Source organism: Burkholderia sp. Bp8991 (assembly GCF_003853795.1).
Lineage (GTDB): Bacteria > Pseudomonadota > Gammaproteobacteria > Burkholderiales > Burkholderiaceae > Burkholderia.
On record NZ_QTQJ01000006.1, the window covers coordinates 35,403 to 55,121 of the forward strand.

18 protein-coding genes are annotated in these 19,719 nt (G+C 69.6%); 14 read left to right on the forward strand and 4 right to left on the reverse strand.

The window, feature by feature from the left end; translation table 11 throughout:
- Nucleotides 1-40 precede the first annotated feature (40 nt).
- On the reverse strand, nucleotides 41-919 hold the full coding sequence (locus tag DIE02_RS08705) for an EamA family transporter (RefSeq protein ID WP_185500337.1): 879 nt from the start codon (nucleotides 917-919) through the stop codon (nucleotides 41-43).
- A 252-nt stretch (nucleotides 920-1,171) separates the two neighbouring features.
- Here DIE02_RS08705 and DIE02_RS08710 point away from each other — a divergent pair, with 252 nt between their 5' ends.
- Both DIE02_RS08710 and trxA read left to right on the forward strand, forming a co-directional pair.
- Nucleotides 1,172-2,053, forward strand: a complete 882-nt coding sequence (locus tag DIE02_RS08710) for a pirin family protein (RefSeq protein WP_124486961.1) — start codon at nucleotides 1,172-1,174, stop codon at nucleotides 2,051-2,053.
- A 52-nt stretch (nucleotides 2,054-2,105) separates the two neighbouring features.
- The gene (gene trxA / locus DIE02_RS08715; protein WP_044848557.1) at nucleotides 2,106-2,954 is read left to right on the forward strand and encodes a thioredoxin; all 849 of its coding nucleotides are present in this window, start codon (nucleotides 2,106-2,108) and stop codon (nucleotides 2,952-2,954) included.
- A gap of 102 nt (nucleotides 2,955-3,056) precedes the next feature.
- Here trxA and tcdA read toward each other — a convergent pair whose 3' ends face one another.
- Nucleotides 3,057-3,914 (reverse strand): tRNA cyclic N6-threonylcarbamoyladenosine(37) synthase TcdA, encoded by an 858-nt coding sequence (gene tcdA / locus DIE02_RS08720; protein ID WP_124486960.1) that lies wholly within the window; start codon nucleotides 3,912-3,914, stop codon nucleotides 3,057-3,059.
- Nucleotides 3,915-4,042: 128 nt separating this feature from the next.
- On the opposite strand from tcdA, the gene pdxH reads away from it, so the two are divergent.
- The 3 genes from pdxH (at nucleotide 4,043) to DIE02_RS08735 (ending at nucleotide 7,387) form a co-directional block, all read left to right on the forward strand.
- Nucleotides 4,043-4,687, forward strand: a complete 645-nt coding sequence (pdxH, locus tag DIE02_RS08725) for a pyridoxamine 5'-phosphate oxidase (protein ID WP_044848555.1) — start codon at nucleotides 4,043-4,045, stop codon at nucleotides 4,685-4,687.
- 130 nt (nucleotides 4,688-4,817) lie between these two features.
- Nucleotides 4,818-6,038 (forward strand): cyclopropane-fatty-acyl-phospholipid synthase family protein, encoded by a 1,221-nt coding sequence (locus DIE02_RS08730; protein ID WP_124486959.1) that lies wholly within the window; start codon nucleotides 4,818-4,820, stop codon nucleotides 6,036-6,038.
- Between the two features lie 23 nt (nucleotides 6,039-6,061).
- The gene (locus DIE02_RS08735) at nucleotides 6,062-7,387 is read left to right on the forward strand and encodes a DUF72 domain-containing protein (protein ID WP_124486958.1); all 1,326 of its coding nucleotides are present in this window, start codon (nucleotides 6,062-6,064) and stop codon (nucleotides 7,385-7,387) included.
- A 54-nt stretch (nucleotides 7,388-7,441) separates the two neighbouring features.
- Here the strand turns inward: DIE02_RS08735 and msrA are convergent, their stop codons facing one another.
- Nucleotides 7,442-8,002 (reverse strand): peptide-methionine (S)-S-oxide reductase MsrA, encoded by a 561-nt coding sequence (gene msrA / locus DIE02_RS08740; RefSeq protein WP_044844456.1) that lies wholly within the window; start codon nucleotides 8,000-8,002, stop codon nucleotides 7,442-7,444.
- Between the two features lie 563 nt (nucleotides 8,003-8,565).
- Here msrA and DIE02_RS08745 point away from each other — a divergent pair.
- The 3 genes from DIE02_RS08745 (at nucleotide 8,566) to DIE02_RS08755 (ending at nucleotide 11,463) form a co-directional block, all read left to right on the forward strand.
- Nucleotides 8,566-9,972 carry a selenium-binding protein SBP56-related protein gene (locus tag DIE02_RS08745; RefSeq protein ID WP_124486957.1) on the forward strand — a complete coding sequence of 469 codons (1,407 nt, stop codon included), beginning with the start codon at nucleotides 8,566-8,568 and terminating at the stop codon, nucleotides 9,970-9,972.
- Nucleotides 9,969-10,634, forward strand: a complete 666-nt coding sequence (locus DIE02_RS08750; protein WP_124486956.1) for a hypothetical protein — start codon at nucleotides 9,969-9,971, stop codon at nucleotides 10,632-10,634. The genes DIE02_RS08745 and DIE02_RS08750 overlap by 4 nt, the downstream gene beginning before the upstream one ends.
- Nucleotides 10,635-10,953: 319 nt before the next feature.
- Nucleotides 10,954-11,463 carry a flavin reductase family protein gene (locus tag DIE02_RS08755; protein WP_124486955.1) on the forward strand — a complete coding sequence of 170 codons (510 nt, stop codon included), beginning with the start codon at nucleotides 10,954-10,956 and terminating at the stop codon, nucleotides 11,461-11,463.
- On the opposite strand, the gene DIE02_RS08760 is transcribed toward DIE02_RS08755, so the two are convergent.
- Complete coding sequence (locus tag DIE02_RS08760) at nucleotides 11,450-11,950, reverse strand: Lrp/AsnC family transcriptional regulator (RefSeq protein WP_044844460.1); 501 nt, start codon at nucleotides 11,948-11,950, stop codon at nucleotides 11,450-11,452. The two genes, DIE02_RS08755 and DIE02_RS08760, sit on opposite strands and share 14 nt — an antisense overlap.
- Nucleotides 11,951-12,080: 130 nt before the next feature.
- On the opposite strand from DIE02_RS08760, the gene kynB reads away from it, so the two are divergent.
- From kynB to DIE02_RS08790, 6 genes are all read left to right on the forward strand, one after another.
- Nucleotides 12,081-12,722 (forward strand): arylformamidase, encoded by a 642-nt coding sequence (gene kynB / locus DIE02_RS08765; protein ID WP_124486954.1) that lies wholly within the window; start codon nucleotides 12,081-12,083, stop codon nucleotides 12,720-12,722.
- A gap of 55 nt (nucleotides 12,723-12,777) precedes the next feature.
- Nucleotides 12,778-14,034, forward strand: a complete 1,257-nt coding sequence (gene kynU / locus DIE02_RS08770; protein ID WP_409333442.1) for a kynureninase — start codon at nucleotides 12,778-12,780, stop codon at nucleotides 14,032-14,034.
- A 92-nt stretch (nucleotides 14,035-14,126) separates the two neighbouring features.
- On the forward strand, nucleotides 14,127-15,053 hold the full coding sequence (gene kynA, locus DIE02_RS08775; RefSeq protein WP_044844544.1) for a tryptophan 2,3-dioxygenase: 927 nt from the start codon (nucleotides 14,127-14,129) through the stop codon (nucleotides 15,051-15,053).
- Between the two features lie 582 nt (nucleotides 15,054-15,635).
- Nucleotides 15,636-17,030 (forward strand): D-arabinitol 4-dehydrogenase, encoded by a 1,395-nt coding sequence (gene dalD / locus DIE02_RS08780; protein WP_124486953.1) that lies wholly within the window; start codon nucleotides 15,636-15,638, stop codon nucleotides 17,028-17,030.
- Between the two features lie 127 nt (nucleotides 17,031-17,157).
- On the forward strand, nucleotides 17,158-18,639 hold the full coding sequence (gene xylB / locus DIE02_RS08785; protein ID WP_124486952.1) for a xylulokinase: 1,482 nt from the start codon (nucleotides 17,158-17,160) through the stop codon (nucleotides 18,637-18,639).
- A 116-nt stretch (nucleotides 18,640-18,755) separates the two neighbouring features.
- Nucleotides 18,756-19,712: a sugar-binding transcriptional regulator gene (locus tag DIE02_RS08790; protein WP_124486951.1), complete on the forward strand. Its 957-nt coding sequence runs from the start codon at nucleotides 18,756-18,758 to the stop codon at nucleotides 19,710-19,712.
- Nucleotides 19,713-19,719: the final 7 nt, after the last annotated feature.

Here is a 19,719-nt window from a genome sequence, read left to right on the forward strand (position 1 = left end):
CACCCTGCCCCGCCGCCGGCACGCGCTGCGTGCCGGCGCGTCACAACGCCGCGAAGCGGCGCGCGAGCTTCCCGCCGAACACGTTCACCGCGAGCCCGCCCATCACGAGCGCGGCGCCGATCAGCTGCGCGTCCGTCAGATGCTCGTCGAGCAGCAGCGCCGACGACGCGAGCCCGACGATCGGCACCAGCAGCGAGAACTGCGCGACCTGGGCGGCCGGATAACGCGACATCAGGCGGCTCCACAAGCCGTAGCCGAGCAGCGTCGCGACGAACGCGAGATAGACGACCGCGAAGATCGACGCGCCGTTCAGCCCGAGCAGCGCGGCCTCGATCCGCTGCGGCCCCTCGAACCACAGCGACAGCAGGAAGAACGGCACCGGCGGCACGAGGCTCGCCCACACGACGAGCGACACCAGGTTGGCCTTGCCCAGCTTCTTCGTGACGATATTGCCGAACGCCCACATCGCGGCCGAGCAGAGGGTCAGCAGGAAGCCCGCGAGCGTCATCGCGCGGCCGCCCTGCGCAGCGATCACGACGAGTCCGGCCGCGGCGACCGCGAGCCCGACCAGGCTCTGCACGCGCAGCCGCTCGCCGAGGAACAGCATCGCGAACACCAGCGTGAAGAATGCCTGCGACTGCAACACGAGCGACGCGAGGCCGGCCGGCATGCCGACGTACATGCCGGTAAACAGGAGCACGAACTGGCCGAGCTGGATCGTCGCGCCATACAGGATCAGCATGCGCCACGGAATCTGCGGCCGGCGCACGAAGAACACCGCGGGCACCGCGGCGAGCGTGAAGCGCAGCGCGCCGAGCAGCATCGGCGGCATGCCGTGCAGGCCGACCTTGATCACGACGAAGTTCACGCCCCACGCCAGGATCACGACCAGCGCGAGCAGCAAGTCCTTCGGGGCCATCATCGGCGTCTCCTCGATTTTGTCGGATGGTTTCCTGAACGCCGCTCAGTCTACCGAATTTCGCCGCGCGACCCGATACCCGCGCGGTGCACATGGAATCGGCGCCAGGCACGGCGCCGTGGCCGCGCCGCACGACGCGTGCCTGCCCCGCGGCCGCATCGCGCGGCGGACATCCGGCTGCCCGTTGCACGCGTGGCCGCCGTGCCGCCAGTACAATTACCGGCATTCCTGCCGTTCCCCACGAGGCCCGCCATGACCGATCCGATCAAAGCCCTGCTGAAGCCGCACATCCGCGACATCGGCAACCTGCAGGTGCGCCGCACGCTGCCCGCGCTCGCCGCACGCCTCGTCGGCCCGTTCATCTTCTTCGATCACATGGGGCCCGCGACGCTGCCGGCCGGCACCGGGCTCGACGTGCGCCCGCATCCGCATATCGGGCTCGCCACCGTCACCTACCTGTTCGACGGCGCGATCCTGCACCGCGACAGCCTCGGCTCGCTGCAGGAGATCGTGCCGGGCGACGTGAACTGGATGACGGCCGGCCGCGGCATCGTCCACTCGGAGCGCACGCCCGACGCGCAGCGCGCGAGCGGCCACACGGTGCACGGGATCCAGACCTGGGTCGCGCTGCCGGTTGCCCACGAGACCACCGAGCCGTCGTTCGAGCACCATGCGGCCGACACGCTGCCCAAGCGCGACGAGAACGGCGTGTCGCTCACGGTGATCGCCGGCGACGCGTTCGGCCTGCGCTCGCCCGTCACGACGTTCTCGCGCACGCTGTACGTCGCCGCCGAATTCGCGGCCGGCGGCCACCTCGAACTCGACGCATCGCACGAGGAACGCGCGGTCTACGTGGTCGACGGCGACCTGTCGATCGACGGCACGCCGGTGCCGGCCGAGCAGATGGCCGTGCTCGCACCGGGCGCCACCGTCACGCTCGAGAGCGGCAACGGCGCGCGCGCGATGCTGCTGGGCGGCGACAGGATCGACGGCGAGCGCTTCATCGAATGGAACTTCGTCGCCAGCAGCCGCGACGCGATCGAGCGCGCGAAACGGGCGTGGACGAACCAGGAAATGGGCAAGGTGCCCGGCGAAACCGAGTGGATTCCGCTGCCCGAGTCGAAGCCGCGTTGAAAAAGGGGCGCGCCGCCCCCATCCTGACGACATTCGAACCGAAGAGAACGACATGGACACCACGCTTGCCACTTTCGAGAAAGACGTCATCGAGGCGTCGCTGGACACGCCCGTGCTGGTCGACTTCTGGGCGCCGTGGTGCGGCCCCTGCAAGACGCTCGGTCCGCTGCTCGAAAAGCTCGAAGCCGATTACGAAGGCCGCTGGAAGCTCGTGAAGGTGAACGTGGACGAGAACCAGGAACTCGCCGCGCACTTCCAGACGCGCAGCATCCCGCACGTGATCGCGTTCGCCGACGGGCGCCCGGTCGACCAGTTCATCGGCGTGCTGCCGGAAGGCCAGTTGCGCGCGTTCCTCGACCGGCTGCTGCCCGCGCCCGACGAAGCCGAGCGCCGCGCCGCACAATACGCGATCGCCGAATCGCGCTACGACGATGCGATCACCCACCTCGAAGCGGCGCTCGCGCTGAACCCCGGCTTCGACGACGCGCGGCTCGACCTGATCGAACTGCTGCTCGCGAACAACCAGGTGGACGCCGCACGCGCCGAGGCCGAACGCCTGTCGCCGCAGACCGTGCAGGGCACCGATCCGCGCTACCAGGCGATCAAGACCCGTTTCGATGCGCTCGACGCGACGGCCGACCTGCCGCCGACCGACGCGCTCGAGGCGCGCATCGCGGCGAACCCCGCCGATCTCGACGCACGCTTCGACCTCGCGCAGAGCCTGATCGCGCGCCGCGCGTACGAAGGCGCGCTCGAGCAGTTGCTGGAAATCGTGCTGCGCGACCGCGCGTATGGCGACGACCTCGGCCGCCGTACGATGATCTCGGTGTTCGAGCTGGCGGGCGATCGCCCGGAACTCGTCGCCGCGTGGCGGCGCAAGCTGAGCATGGCGCTCAACTGACGAACGAACGGCCGGGCCGCGATGGCCTGGCCGACTCGCCTCGTCGCGCGCGGCGGCTCCGCCGCGCCGCAACATTCCTTGGCGCGTCGCTCGACGCCGCGATCAACCCGCGGCCCGCGCCGCGATCGCCCGCAACGCATGCGCGGCGGCCGCGAAACCGAAGCTCGCGGTCACGCACACGCTCGAACCGAACCCCGCGCAGTTGAGCCCCGCGACATGCGCGGCGGCGGACGGTTCCGCGCCATCCTCGATGTCGCACGCGGCCGCTTCCGGATAGATCAGCGGCTCGTCCGAATACACGGCGCTGACCTTGAAGCGCGCCTTCGGCCCGCGCGGAAAGCCGTGCTGCTTGCGCAGCTGCGCACGCACCTTCGAGAGCAGCGGATCCTGGATCGTCAGCGCGAGATCGTCGATGCGGATGCGCGTCGGGTCGAGCTGCCCGCCTGCGCCGCCGACCGTGACGAGCGGCTGCCCTTTCGCGACGCACCACGCGATCAGCGCGACCTTCGTGCGCACGCTGTCGATCGCGTCGATCACGTAGTCGAAGCCGCCGCCGAGCAGCGCGTCGAAGTTGTCGGGTTCCGCGAAATCCTCGATGCGGTTCACGCGGCACGCGGGATCGATCAGCGCGATCCGCTCGGCCATCGCGTCGACCTTCGGCTTGCCGTAATTGCCGTCGAGCGCGTGGATCTGCCGGTTCGTATTGCTTTCGGCGACGTTGTCGAGATCGATCAGCGTCAGCGTGCCGATCGCGCTGCGCGCGAGCGCCTCGGCCGTCCACGACCCGACGCCGCCGATGCCGATCACGGCCACGTGCGCGCCCTCGAACGCGGCGAGCGCCGGGGCGCCGTACAGCCGCGCGATGCCGCCGAAGCGGCGCTCGCGATCCACGTCAAGCTGGATTGTCGGGGTCGGGGTAAGATCAGAGGAACTGAGCGGGGCGGTGTCGGCAGCGGACATGGCAGCAAGGAAAACGTAAGTCGAGCAGCCCTCTATTTTGCCTGAACTCCCCGCCGGCACGCGCCACTGTGCACGCACGATTCTCGCGCGTTAGCTATACTGGCCCCAGATTGAAGCGTTCGCATAACATGACGACTCTCGCCGATCTCCGCATCAACTATTCGCGTGCTTCGCTCGACGAAGCCGATGCCGCCCCCGACCCCTTCGCCCAGTTCGATCGCTGGTTCAAGGAGGCGCTCGCCGCCAAGCTCCCCGAGCCAAACACGATGACGCTCGCCACCGTCGGCGACGACGGCCGGCCGTCGGCACGCATCGTGCTCATCAAGGCTGTCGACGAACGCGGGTTCGTCTTCTTTACCAATTACGAAAGCCGCAAGGGGCGCGACCTCGCCGCCCATCCGTACGCGGCACTGCTGTTCTACTGGATCGAGCTCGAGCGCCAGGTGCGCATCGAGGGCCGGATCGAAAAGACCAGCGCCGACGAAAGCGACCGCTATTTCGCGTCGCGCCCGCTCGGCTCGCGCATCGGCGCGTGGGCGTCCGAGCAGAGCGCCGTGATCGACAGCCGCGCGACGCTCGAAGCGCGCGAGAAGGACGTGGCCGAACGCTACGGCGAGAACCCGCCGCGCCCGCCGCACTGGGGCGGCTATCGCGTCGTGCCCGACGCGATCGAGTTCTGGCAGGGCCGCCCGTCGCGGCTGCACGACCGCCTGCTCTATACGCGCGACGCCGCTGCGGCGTCGGGCTGGACGATCTCGCGCCTGTCGCCGTAAGCCGAACCGCGGCCGCGGTGCCGCTTGCCGGTCGTGTCTCGTGTTGCATCCGGGCGCCCGCCTCGCAGGAGGCGGGCGCCGGTCAAGATACTTGGCTGTATTCGATTCAACGAACAAACGGAGAATCCAAATGTTCTGGGAAAAGAAGCTGGCACAGTGGGCGGACGAAGTACGGGCGAAAGCGAACATACCGGCGCGCCTCGTGCTGTGGAACGGCGATCAACTCGATTTCGGCACCTTCAGCGCACCGCAGGTCACGCTGAAGGTCAACAGCGCGTCGGCGCTGCCGCTCTTGCTCGAACCGAGCCTCGACAATCTCGGCGAGGCGTACGTGAAGGGCAAGATCGACATCGAAGGCCGGCTGTCGGACATCATCAACATCAGCTATTCGCTCGCGCGCAGCACGGTCACCAGCGCGAGCAAGCTCGCGCGCGTGAAGCGCTACTTCAATCACACGAAGAACACCGACCGGAAGGCGATCCAGTATCACTACGACGTCTCGAACGAGTTCTACCAGCTGTGGCTCGACGAGAACATGGTGTACTCGTGCGCGTACTTCGAGAACGGCGACGAGGATCTCGCGACCGCGCAGATCAAGAAGATCGACCACATCCTGACCAAGATCCAGCTGGAGCCCGGCCAGCGCCTGCTCGACATCGGCTGCGGCTGGGGCGCGCTCGTGCTGCGCGCCGCGCAGAAGTTCGGCGCGACGTGCCTGGGCGTGACGCTGTCGCAGAACCAGTTCGATCTCGCGACCGCGCGCGTGAAGGCCGCCGGGCTCGAGGACAAGATCGAGATCCGCCTGCAGGACTACCGCGAGATCGACGGGCAGTTCGACCGCATCACGAGCGTCGGGATGTTCGAGCACGTCGGCCGCAAGAACCTGCCGCTCTATTTCTCACGCGTGCACGACCTGCTGACCGACGACGGCATCGCGATGAACCACGGGATCACGTCGACCGACGCGGAAAGCGGCGAAACGGCGCTCGGCGGCGGCGAATTCATCGACCGCTACGTGTTCCCGGACGGCGAGCTGCCGCACATCAGCCTCGCGCTCGAAGCGGCGCAGCGCGGCGGGCTCGAGGCGATTGACGTCGAAAGCCTGCGGCGGCACTATGCGCGCACGCTCGACATCTGGACCGAGAACTTCGAGGCGAAGGCGGACCAGGCGCGCGCGCTCGTCGACGACGAGAAATTCCGCATCTGGCGCGTGTACCTCGCCGGTTGCGCGTATGCGTTCGAACACGACGACGTGTCGATCTTCCAGATCGTGTGCCGCAAGGCCGGACGCAGCGCGAAAACGCTGCCGTGGTCGCGGCGCTACATGTACGAACACACGCTGCCGCGCTAGGCGGCACTTCACGCTGGGCATGCATGGGTGACGGCAGGACGCGGCGCAACACGCCGCCGCAACGACAGCAGCGCGACGAACCGGGCGGATCGCACGCCGACGGGCAGTTCGACCTGTTCGGCGGCGCGGCGCCCGACGACGCGCGCGCGGCCGCGCCCGCGGATGGCGACAGCGCTGCAGGTGCCGGCGCACGCGTGACGCCGGACGAACACGACACTGCGCGGCCGGCAAAGTCGCCCGCGCGCCCCGGCCGTGCATCGCCCCGCCCTTGCGCCGACCAGGAACCGGCGGAACCGCCCCCTGCCTCCGGCCTGCTGTGGGACGAACCGTCTCCACCGGCCGCGCCGCCGAAGAAAAGCCGGCGCCGGCGCGGCGTGCCGCCCGCCCCGGTTTCCGCGGAAGTCGCCGCCGCCGCGGCCGCGCTGCCGCCCAATGTGCGGCTCGGCACGTCGTCGTGGTATTTCCCCGGCTGGGACGGCATCGTCTACGACGGCGATTTCGCGCAGACGAAGCTGTCGCGCGAAGGGCTCGAGGCGTACGGCGCGCATCCGCTGCTGAAGAGCGTAAGCCTCGACCGCTCGTTCTACGGGCCGCTGTCGGTGGCCGATTACCTGCGCTACGCGCAACAGGTGCCGGACGACTTCCGCTTCGTCGTGAAGGCGCCGGCGTCCGTCACCGATGCGGTCGTGCGCGGCAGGCGCGGCGAGCCGTCGGGCCCGAACCCGACCTTCCTCGACGCGCAGCTCGCGACCCGGGAATTCGTGCAGCCGTGCCTCGAAGGGCTCGGCCGGAAGGCCGGCGTGCTGGTGTTCCAGTTCTCGCCGATGCCCGATCAACTGCTCGCCGAGCCGGCCGCGCTGATCGACCGGCTGTCGGCATTCTTCGCGGCATTGCCGCTGCTGCCGCCGGACGCCGACGGCACGCGCTACGCGATCGAGATCCGCGACGCGAGCCTGCTCACGCCGCGCTTCATCCGCGCGCTCGCGGCGCTCGGCGTGCGCTACTGCGTCGGCCTGCACGCGCGGATGCCCGACCCGCTGCGCCAGGCGGCCGCGCTCGCGCTGCTCGACGGCGATGCGCCGGGCCCGCTGATCGTGCGCTGGAGCCTGCACGGCGGCTTCAAGTACGAACAGGCGAAAGCGAAGTACGAGCCGTTCGACAAGCTCGTCGACGAGGACCCGGCCACGCGCGCGGCGCTCGCCGAGCTGGCCGCGCGCTACGCGCTGGCCGGACAGCCGGTGATCATCACGATCAACAACAAGGCGGAAGGCTCCGCGCCGCTGTCGTGCCTCGCGCTCGCGCGCGAGATCGCCGCCGCGTGCGCGCACTGGCGCAGCGAGGCTGCGTAGGGGTCGCGGCGCGGGTGCCCGCGCCGCTTGCGGCCGACGTGCCGATTACGTCGATTACGCGCCGCGCTGCGACTTCAGCCGGTGCGAGAACTTCTGGCGGAATTTCGCGAGCTTCGGCCCGATCACGACCGAGCAGTAGCCCTGCCCCGGATTGCGTGCGTAATAGTTCTGATGATAGTCCTCGGCCGGCCAGTAGTTGCCGTCGAGCGGCACGACCTGCGTGACGATCGGCTGCCCGAACACCTGCTCGCGCTCCAGTTCGCGGATCACGTCGAGCGCGACGTCGCGCTGCGCGTCGGAATGCGTGAACACGACCGACCGGTATTGCGTGCCGACGTCGTTGCCCTGCCGGTTCAGCTGGGTCGGATCGTGCGTCGCGAAGAAGATCTCGAGGATCTCGCGATAACCGATGCGCGCCGGATCGAACGTCACGTTCACGACCTCGGCGTGACCGGTGTCGCCGTCGCAGACGTCGCGATAGCCGGGATTGCGCGTATGGCCGCCCGCATAGCCCGACTGGACGGCCGTCACGCCGTCGACGTCGAGAAACACGGCCTCCGTGCACCAGAAGCACCCGCCGCCCACAGTCGCGGTTTCAAGCATCTCGTTCACCATGAAATCAGTACCTCGTTGAAGACGGCGGCCGGCACGCAGGCACGCGCCGGCGCCGCCGGTCCTTATCGTCGCTGCCCGGTTGCCCGGCGCGCAGCGGCAGCGTTCAAGTATCTCACTCGCGCGCGAATCCGGCAGAACCGCATGCGCGCCGCGCGCCACCGGCTGCGCGTTTCTCGACTACACTTAGGCACGCTTCGCCGCGACGGCACACCGTCCGGCTGCACGCAGCGTCCGATGCATGCCCGCCCTGATGCCAACAACATCTGCCGGAACATCGATATGCACGCCTCAGCAGAAATCGCCCGCATGACGGGCCCGGCCGCCGGTGCCCCGCGCGCCGTCGCCTTCACCGCACCCTCGCGTCACCGTACGCCCGTTGCGCCGCCTGCGCGACGATCCGGCGCGCCGCGTTTCCCCGCTTTCCCGATCTGATGCACCGCACCGCGCGTCCTGCAATCGCGCGCCACCGCCTGTGCATTCCCGTCACGCAACCTGTTCGACCCGCACGCCCGCAGTGAACGGCCGTGCGCCCGTGATCCGATACAACCGAGAGAGGCACCACGATGAGCATGCGGCCTGACCCGACCTTTCACGCTTCGCCGGAACTTGCGATGCAGGCGCCGGCGGAGGAATTTGCCTATACGTTGTTGCTGAGCCCCGATTTTTCCAGGCCCGACGCGCTCGCCGTGATCGACGTGAAACCCGGCTCGGCGACCTACGGCAAGATCGTGCACACGGTGACGATGCCGAACACCGGCGACGAATTCCACCACTTCGGCTGGAATGCGTGCTCGTCGTCGCTGTCGCCGCTGACCGGTCACGCGTTTCTCGAGCGCCGCTTCCTGATCATCCCGGGCCTGCGCTCGTCGCGGATCTACGTGATCGACACGAAGCCGCACCCGACGCAGGCGCGTATCCACAAGATCATCGAGCCCGGCGAGGTGTTCGCGAAGACCGGCTATTCGCGGCCGCATACGGTTCATTGCGGCCCCGAGGGCATCTACGTGAGCACGCTCGGCGGCGCGGGCCCGGACGGCACCGACGGCGCGCCCGGCATCTTCATCATGGACTGCGAGACCTTCGACGTGCTCGGCCGCTGGGAAATCGACCGCGGCCCGCAGGACAAGCATTACGACTTCTGGTGGAACCTGCCGCGCGACTACATGGTGTCGAGCGAATGGGCGCTGCCGCCGCAATTCGAGAACGGCATCGTGCCGGAAGACCTGCTCGCGAACCGCTACGGCCACCGGCTGCATTTCTGGGACCTGCGCGCGCGGCGCAACGTGCAGACGATCGATCTCGGCGCGCAGCACCAGATGGCGCTCGAAGTGCGGCCCGCGCACGATCCGGTGCGCGAATACGGGTTCGTCGGCGTCGTGGTCGACACGACCAATCTCGAAGGATCGATCTGGACCTGGTGGCGCGAGGACGGCCAGTTCCATGTGGAGAAGACCGCGACGATTCCGCCCGAGCCGGCCGCCGCCGACGAACTGCCGCCGCTGCTCCAGGGATTCGGCGCGGTGCCGCCGCTCGTGACCGACATCGACCTGTCGCTCGACGACCGTTTCCTGTACGTATCGTGCTGGGGCACGGGCGAGATGCGTCAGTACGACGTGTCGGATCCGCGTCACCCGGTGCTCGCCGGGTCGGTGCGCATCGGCGGGATCGTGCGCCGCGCGCCGCACTCGAACGGCCGCGCGTTCGCCGGCGGCCCGCAGATGGTGGAAATCAGCCGCGACGGCCGGCGCGTGTACTGGACCAACTCGCTCTACTCGACGTGGGACGACCAGTTCTATCCGGACGGCGTGCCGGCCGCGCAGGTGCTCGCGCATGCGGGGCCGGACGGCGGGCTGACGCTCGCCGACGACTACTGGGTCGAGTTCCCCGACGGCTATCGCGCGCACCAGATCCGGCTGGAAGGCGGCGACTGCTCGACCGACTCGTTCTGCTATCCGTCGGTCAAGCGTTGAGCGCCGGCCTCTCCGCGCCGCTCGCGCTGTGGGCGGCCGTGCTCGCGAGCGGCGTCTATCACGGGCTCAATCCGGCGATGGGCTGGCCGCTCGCGGTGTCGAACGCGTTGATGACGCGCCGCGACGGCGCGCTCGTCGCGGCGCTCGGCTATCTCGCGCTCGGCCATGCGCTCGCGGTATTCATGGTGATGCTGCCGTTCGGGCTGCTCGCCGCGCTGCTTGCATGGCAGTCGGCGATCCGGATCGGCGCGAGCGCGCTCGTGATCGGCTTCGGCGCGGTGCTGCTGATCCGGCGGCGTCACCCGCGTGCGCTCGCGCGGATTCCGCCCGCGCGGCTCGGGCTGTGGTCGTTCGCGGTCGCGCTCGCGCACGGCGCCGGGCTGATGCTGGTGCCGATCTATCTGGGGCTTTGCGGGCTCGACACGGACGCCGGCGATCGCGCGGCGGCCACGCTCGTCGACGCGCATCTCGGAATGGCGCTCGTCGTCGCGGCCGTGCACGCGGCCGCGATGATCGGCACGGGCGGCGTGCTCGCGTGGCTCGTGTACCGCTATCTCGGGCTGAAGTTCGTCGCGCGGAGCTGGTTCAACCTCGATGCGGTGTGGGCGTCGAGCCTGATCCTGACGGGTGTGCTGTCGCTCGGGCTGGCGGCGGCGCGGTAGCGCACGCGCGGCGGCTGCCGCGCGGGATTCATGGCGTGACGGATGGCCTGCCGCATGGGCGGGCCACCGACCGCGCGCGATAAAACACGCCAGAAACGCCGCCGCCGGCCCGATCGCGGCGCCGCGCGACTGTGTTCGCTACCTCACGCTGGCCCCGCAATGCACCGTCCGCACGGGCCCGGCGGTCGCGATTCCGCTAAAATCGCGCCATGCGCACCACTTCCCGACCGACCGCCCTGGCCTTGCCGCCTTTCGTCCGCCGCGCCTCCCGCACCCGCCGCGCGCCGCGCCTGTCCGTTTCGATCCGGATGGCCGCCCGATGAAGCATGCCACCCCGCCCGATTTCGACTCGGCCGCCTTTCGCCAGGCGCTCGGCCAGTTCGCGACCGGCGTCACGGTCATCACGACGCGTGCGCCGTCCGGGCAGTTGATCGGCATCACCGCGAGCTCGTTCAACTCGGTGTCGCTCGATCCGCCGCTCGTGCTGTGGAGCCTCGCGCACAAATCGGCGTCGACGCCGGTGTTCCGCAGCAACAGCCATTACGTGGTGAACGTGCTCGCGGCGTCGCAGCTCGACCTGTGCAAGCGCTTCTCGACCTACAAGGGCGACCGCTTCGAAGGGATCGCGCACGCGGCCGGCAACTCGGGCATGCCGGTGCTCGACGGTGCGCTCGCGTGGTTCGAATGCCACAACCGCAGCCGCTACGACGAAGGCGACCATGTGATCTTCGTCGGCGAAGTGGAACGCTGCGGCGTGCGTGCCGTGTCGGATGCCGCTCCGCCGCTCGTGTTCCACGGCGGCGGCTTCCACCGCCTCACACCGCTTTGATCGCCCCCATGCGCGCCAGCCCGACCGGCGCGCCCGCTTCGTCCTTCAGCGTCTGCAGCACGATGTTCGAACGGATGTCCATCACGCCCGGCGCCTTGTAGAGCCGGTTCAGCACGAAATCCGAATAGTGCTTGAGGTTGTGCGCGAGCACGCGCAGCAGGTAGTGGCTCTCGCCCGTCACGACGAACGCGCCGACCACCTCCGGCCATTCGCGCAGCGCCTCCGCGAAGCGCTCGTGCCATTGATTCTCTTCGTTGCGCATCGACACCTGCACGAACGCCTCGAGCTCGAAGCCGAGCTTCTCGCGGCTCAGGCACGCGCGATAGTGCTCGATCACGCCCTGCTCCTCGAGCAGGCGCATCCGGCGCAGACAGGCGGATGGCGAAAGCGAGATGCGTTCCGCCAGATCGAGATTGCTGATTCTGCCCTCTTCCTGCAGGACCGCCAGAATCCGGCAGTCGGTGGCATCGAGCGTGATCGCGTGCATTTTTGGTCCCCGTTTTCCCTCTGAGTCGAATTATCTGCCAATCGGGCGGATTGTCCATGTTTATTTCGCAAGCACTTTCTGCGAGCGTCCACCTATCATTCGAAGCATCGATTCACCGACTCGTCATGCCATGGACACACTCTGGGACATCTCGCCGCCCGTCAGCCCCGCCACCCCCGTGTGGCCGGGCGACACGCCGGTTTCCGTCGAACGCATATGGCGGATGGAGGCCGGCTCGCCGGTCAACGTCGCGCGCCTGACGCTGTCGCCGCATACCGGCGCGCACTGCGACGCGCCGCTTCACTACGACGCCGACGGCGCGCCGATCGGCGCGGTGCCGCTCGACACCTATCTCGGCCCGTGCCGCGTGATCCACTGCATCGGCGCATCGCCGGTCGTGCGCCCGGCCGACCTCGAGGCCGCGCTCGCCGGCGTGCCGCCGCGCGTGCTGCTGCGCACCTATGCGCGCGCCAGCGTCGCGCAATGGGACAGCAGCTTCTGCGCGGTCGCGCCCGAGACCGTCGACCTGCTCGCCGCGCACGGCGTCAAGCTGATCGGCATCGATACGCCGTCGCTCGACCCGCAGGACTCGAAGACCATGGATGCGCATCACCGCGTGCGCGCGCACCGGATGGCGATCCTCGAAGGGATCGTGCTCGACGACGTGCCGCCCGGCGACTACGAGCTGATCGCGCTGCCGCTGAAGTTCGCGACGCTCGACGCGAGCCCCGTGCGTGCGGTGCTGCGCGCGCTGCCCGGCCGGTCCTCCTGATTCATCCAACCATCGACCCGCGAACCACTCGTCCGCGAACTACTGACCCGACATCATGATCATCAAGACCCGTGAAGACGCGCTCGCCCTCGACCGCGACGACCCGCTCGCCGCGCTGCGCGACCAGTTCGCGCTGCCCGACGGCGTGATCTATCTCGACGGCAACTCGCTCGGCGCGCAGCCGCGCGCATCGGCCGCCCGCGCTCAACAGGTGATCGGCGCCGAATGGGGCGAAGGCCTGATCCGCAGCTGGAACACCGCCGGCTGGTTCGCGCTGCCGCGCCGCCTCGGCGACAAGCTCGCGACGCTGATCGGCGGCGCGCCCGGCGAAACCGTCGTGACCGACACCATCTCGATCAACCTGTTCAAGCTGCTGTCGGCGATGCTGCGCCACCAGGCCGAACGCGCGCCGGAGCGCCGCGTGATCGTGTCGGAGCGCTCGAACTTCCCGACCGACCTGTACATCGCGCAAGGGCTGATCGAACAGCTCGGCGGCGACTACGAGCTGCGCCTGATCGACGATCCGGCGGACCTGCCCGACGCGCTCGGCGCGGACACGGCCGTCGCGATGATCACGCACGTGAACTACCGCACCGGCTACATGCACGACATGCCGGCCGTCACGCAGCTCGTGCACGATGCGGGCGCGCTGATGCTGTGGGATCTCGCGCATTCGGCCGGCGCGGTGCCGGTCGACCTGAACGGCGCGCACGCGGACGGCGCGGTCGGCTGCACGTACAAGTACCTGAACGGCGGCCCCGGTTCGCCGGCCTTCGTGTGGGTGCCGCGGCGCCATCTCGCGCATTTCTCGCAGCCGCTGTCGGGCTGGTGGGGCCACCGCGCACCGTTCGCGATGCAGCCGGGCTTCGCGCCCGATCCGGGCATCGCGCGCTTCCTGTGCGGCACGCAGCCGATCGTGTCGATGTCGATGGTCGAATGCGGGCTCGACGTGTTCCTGCAGACCGACATGCACGCGATCCGCCGCAAGTCGCTCGCGCTGACCGACGCGTTCATCGCGCTCGTCGAAACGCGCTGCGCGGGCCTGTCGCTGAAGCTCGTCACGCCGCGCGCGCATCACCAGCGCGGCTCGCAGGCGAGCTTCGAGCATCCGCACGGCTACGAGGTGATGCAGGCGCTGATCGCGCGCGGCGTGATCGGCGACTACCGCGAGCCTTACGTGCTGCGCTTCGGTTTCACGCCGCTCTATACGCGCTTCGTCGACGTGTGGGATGCCGTCGAGACGCTGCGCGACATCCTCGCCACCGACGCGTGGAAGGCGCCCGAGTTCGCCGAGCGCGGCGCGGTGACCTGACCGCTTCCGGCCCGGCGCGCGCCGCCGCGACGTGCGGATTGCGCGCCGCGCCCCGTCATTCAAATCTGGAGAAAGTCGTGAATTCTGGTCATATTCAGCCACCCGGCGACGACGCGCCGGCGGGCTGCCCGTTCTCGGGCGCACGCGCGGCCCAACCGGCTCATGAAGCGCCGCACGTGCCCGGCGAAGCCACCGCTCAAGCCGGCTGGCACGATGCGCAGCTCGATTTCTCGAAGTCGATGAGCTACGGCGACTACCTGTCGCTGAACGCGATCCTCGACGCGCAGCATCCGCTGTCGCCCGATCACAACGAGATGCTGTTCATCATCCAGCATCAGACGAGCGAGCTGTGGATGAAGCTCGCGCTGTTCGAGCTGCGCGGCGCGCTCGACGCGGTGCGCGGCGACGCGCTGCCGCCCGCGTTCAAGATGCTCGCGCGCGTGTCGCGGATCCTCGAGCAACTCGTGCAGGCGTGGAACGTGCTGTCGACGATGACGCCGTCCGAGTATTCGGCGATGCGGCCGTATCTCGGCCAGTCGTCGGGCTTCCAGTCGTACCAGTACCGGCAGCTCGAATTCCTGCTCGGCAACAAGAACGTGCAGATGCTGCAGCCGCATGCGCACCGGCCCGACATCCTCGAACAGGTGCGCGCGACGCTCGAGGCACCGTCGTTCTACGACGAGGTCGTGCGCCTGCTCGCACGGCGCGGTTTCCCGATCGCGCCGGAACGGCTCGAGCGCGACTGGACGCAGCCGATGCGTCACGACGAAACGGTCGAGGCCGCGTGGCTCGAGGTCTATCGTCACCCGCAGCAGCACTGGGAGCTCTACGAGATGGCCGAGGAACTCGTCGATCTCGAGGATGCGTTCCGCCAGTGGCGCTTCCGCCACGTGACGACCGTCGAGCGCATCATCGGCTTCAAGCAGGGCACCGGCGGCACGAGCGGCGCGCCGTATCTGCGCAAGATGCTCGACGTCGTGCTGTTCCCCGAGCTCTGGCACGTGCGCACCACGCTGTAACGCACGCCTCGCGCCCGCGCGTCACGACGACGTGCGGGCCGGCGCCTCCCCTTCGCGCGGCAACGCGCGTTCGTGTGCACGCCGCGGAATGTGCCGCCGCAGCCGGCGCCGCCGGCTCGCGCAAGGGCCGGGCACGCACGGGATCGGCCTCGCGCCGTCCGCGTGCGGGATCCGATGCCGACGCGGTCGCCGCGTTTCCGACGGGCCGACGGGCCGACATATCGACGTGCCGACGAGCCGACGAGCCACCGGGACGATCGCCGGCATATCGCCATATCGTTGCGGCGCCGCACCATCCGCTACTCACGCTCACCGTGTTCCGACGGCGTCACGGCACCCTGCCGGGGCGGCCAGCACGCTCGCTGCTCGACGAACTCGTCACATCGATGCGCGACAGACGCTGACGCCTTCCGCCTTCCGCCCCCGCTTCCGCCCCGCCCCGCCCACGCGCCGCCGCAGCGCACCATCGAAATGCCGCGCCCGCGCCTTGACTTTCGCTCGCCCGAATACGATCATTCGCTCACATAAAGAGCAAATGATCGTATTCGACAGGAAAGACTGGCACGAACAGGAGACACCCGGATGAGCGAATCGCCCTCCGCCCACGCGCCCGTGCTGCTGCACATCGGCGCAGGCTCGTTCCACCGCGCGCACCAGGCGTGGTATCTGCACCGCGTGAACGCGGCCGTGCCGGCCGACGAACGCTGGTCGCTGACCGTCGGCAACATCCGCGACGACATGCGCGCGACGATGGACGCGCTCGCCGCGCAGCACGGCGCCTACACGCTCGAAACCGTCACGCCGCAGGGCGAGCGCGCGTACGAGACGGTCCGCGCGATCTCGCGCGTGCTGCCGTGGTCGATCGATCTCGCCGCGCTGATCGACGCCGGCGCCGACCCGGCGTGCCGGATCGTGTCGTTCACCGTCACCGAAGGCGGCTACTACCTCGACGAACACAACCGGCTCGACCTCGCGAACGCCGATCTCGCGGCCGACCTGCAAGGCGCGCGCACGACGCTGTACGGCGCGCTCGCGGCGCTGCTCGCCGAACGCGCGAAACGCGGCGCGGGCCCGCTCACACTGCAGAGCTGCGACAACCTGCGCAACAACGGCGCGCGCTTTCGCGCGGGCATGCGTGAATTCCTCGAGCGGCGCGGCGAGACCGATCTGCTCGCGTGGTTCGATGCGAACGTCGCGACACCGAGCGCGATGGTCGACCGCATCACGCCGCGCCCGACCGCCGACGTGCGCGAACGGGTGCGCGCGGCAACCGGCGTCGACGACGCGTGTCCGGTGATGGGCGAGTCGTTCATCCAGTGGGTGATCGAGGACCGCTTCGCGGCGGGCCGGCCGCGCTGGGAGCTGGCCGGCGCGGAACTGGTCGACGACGTGCATCCGTACGAGGAAGCGAAGATCCGCATCCTCAACGCGACGCACAGCTGCATCGCGTGGGCCGGCACGCTCGCGGGCCACACGTACATCCACGAAGGCACGCACGACGCGGCGATCCGCCGCTTCGCGCACGACTACGTGACGCAGGACGTGATCCCGTGTCTCAGCCCGAGCCCGCTCGACCTCGAACGCTACCGCGACGTCGTGCTCGAACGGTTCGGCAATCCGTACGTGCTGGACACGAACCAGCGCGTCGCGGCCGACGGCTTCTCGAAGATTCCCGGCTTCATCGCGCCGACGCTCGCCGAATCGCTCGCTCGCGGCGCGGCGCCGGTCGCCACCGCGGTGCTGCCGGCGCTGTTCCTGCGCTTTCTCGAACGCTGGGCGCGCGGCTTGCTGCCGTATGCGTACCAGGACGGCGTGATGGACGACGGCGCCGCGCGGGCGATCGTCGAGGCCGACGACCCGGTCGTCGCGTTGTGCGCGAGCCGCGCGCTGTGGGGCTCGCTCGCCGGCAACGCGGCGTTGTTCGACGCGCTGCGCGCCGGGCTCGCACGCGTCGACGCATGGCTCGCGCAGCGCTGACGCATGGCGGCCCGCGGCCTCGCAGCCGGCCGCCCGCGAGCGGCCGCGCATTCGGGCGAACCTGCGTTGGCAGGCGCGCGCGCGTGCGGCTAAAGTAGCGGCTCCTCACTGACGGAACGGATCGCTCATGTATCTCGGCATCGACCTCGGCACCTCGGAAGTGAAGGTGCTGCTGCTTGCTCCGGACGGCACCGTGGTCGGCACCGCCGGCACGCCGTTCAGCGTGTCGCGGCCGCACCCGCGCTGGGCGGAACAGCATCCGGACGACTGGTGGCAAGGCACGCTCGCCGCGCTCGCGGCGCTGCGCGAACGGCATCCGCAGGCCTTCGCGCAGGTGCGCGGGATCGGCCTGTCGGGCCAGATGCACGGCGCGGTGCTGCTCGGCCGCGACGACCGCGTGCTGCGCCCCGCGATCCTGTGGAACGACATGCGCAGCGCCGACGAATGCGCGCTGCTCACCGAACGCGCGCCCGATCTCCACGCGCTGGCCGGCAACCTCGCGATGCCCGGCTTCACCGCGCCGAAACTGCTGTGGGTCGCGAAGCACGAACCCGACGTGTTTGCCGCAACGGCCTGCGTGCTGATGCCGAAGGACTACCTGCGCTTCCGGCTCACCGGCGCGAAGGTGTCCGATCCGTCCGACGCGGCCGGCACGTTGTGGCTCGACGTCGCGCGCCGCGACTGGTCCGACGCGCTGCTCGCCGCGTGCGACATGACGCGCGACCAGATGCCGCGCATCGTCGAAGGCAACGCGCCGTCCGGCACGCTGCGCGCCGACGTCGCGCGCGAACTCGGGCTGTCGGAGGCCGTCGTGGTGGCGGGCGGCGGCGGCGACAACGCGACGAGCGCGCTCGGCATCGGCGCGATCCACGCGGGCGACGGCTTCGTGTCGCTCGGCACGTCGGGCGTGCTGAGCGTGGTCGGCGACCGCTTCATGCCGAATCCGGCGTCGGCCGTGCATGCGTTCTGCCACGCGATTCCCGATCGCTGGCAACTGATGAGCGTCGTGCTGTCGGCCGCGAGTTGCCTGCGCTGGGTCTGCAAGCTGACGGGCACCGACGAGCCGGCGCTGCTCGCCGAAATCGCGGCGCTCGACGCGGACGCACTCGCGACGGCGCCGGTGTTCCTGCCCTACCTGTCCGGCGAACGCACGCCGCACAACGATCCGTATGCGCAGGGCGTGTTCTTCGGGATGACGCATGCGACCGAGCGCGCGCATCTCGGCTACGCGGTGCTCGAAGGCGTGACGCTCGGCCTCGCGGACGGCCTCGACGCGCTGCACGCGGCCGGCGTCGAAACCGACCGGCTGTCGCTGATCGGCGGCGGCGCGCGCAGCGCGTTCTGGGCGCAGCTGATCGCCGACGCGCTGGACGTGCGCACCTGCCAGCACGGCGGCGGCGAAACGGGTGCGGCACTCGGCGCCGCGCGGCTGGGCTGGCTCGCCGTCGGCGGCGATCCGCAAGTCGTGCTGACCAAGCCGCCGGTGCGCGCCGAATACGTGCCCGACGCCGCGCGTCATGCGCTGCTGCGCGAGCGCCTCGACGCGTTCCGCGCGCTGTATCGCCACGTGCGCCCGCTTTACGAACCGTCGCGCGCGCGGCTCGCGTAGGCGGCGACGCAGGGCGGCCGTCGGCCGCACGCCGCGCATGCGTTACAGTGGATGCCATTGCGCCGCCCGACGGCCGGTCCGCGGGCGGCCCCCCAGATCCGAACCGAACCGCTATCGTGTCCAAGTCCTCAGAAAAACTCGATCTCGCCACGCGTGCCGCGTGGCTCTACTACGTCGCGGGCGACACGCAGAACGAAATCGCCGAGAAGCTGCAGGTGTCGCGCCCGGTCGCGCAGCGCCTCGTCGCGTTCGCGGTCGAGAAGAACCTGATCCGCGTGCGCGTCGATCACCAGCTCGCCGACTGCCTCGAGCTCGGCGCGCAGCTGTCGAAACGCTACGGGCTCACGATGTGCGAAGTCGTGCCCGTCGATGCCGATGCGGCCGAAGCGATCGACCGCAAGCTCGCGGTCGCCGGCGCGCAGGTGATGGAGCGCTACCTGAACGAGACGCGCCCGATGGTGATCGCCGTCAGCAGCGGCCGGACTCTGAAGGCGGCGGTCGCGCAGATCGCGCAGATCGAGCGGCCGCAGCACCGGCTCGTGTCGATGGTCGGCGCGATCGCGGCCGACGGCTCGTCGAACCGCTACGACGTCGCGCAGTACATCTCCGAGAAGACCGGCGGCAAGCACTTCCTGCTGCCCGCGCCGCTGTTCGCCGACAGCGACGCCGAGCGCGCGCAATGGTGCAATCACCGGCTGTACCGGATCGTCGACGCGCTGTCGGCGCAGGCCGACGTCGCGTTCGTCGGGATCGGCAACATCGGCCCGCACTGCCCGCTCTATGAAGACGGCTTCATCACCGAACAGGAACGCGACGAGATGACCGCGCTCGGCGCGGTGGCCGAACTGCTCGGCGTGCCGATCGATGCGCAGGGCCGGCTCGTCGACGTGTCGACGAGCGCGCGCGTGACGAGCGTCGCGCTCGACGCGCCGCCGAAGCGCCCGACGATCGCGTTCGCGGGCGGCCCGAAGAAGCGCGACGCGGTGATCGCCGCGCTGCGCGGCGGCTGGCTGTCGGGGCTCGTCACCGACGAAACCTGCGCACGCGCGGCGCTCGACGCGAAGGTGGCCTGACGCCTCC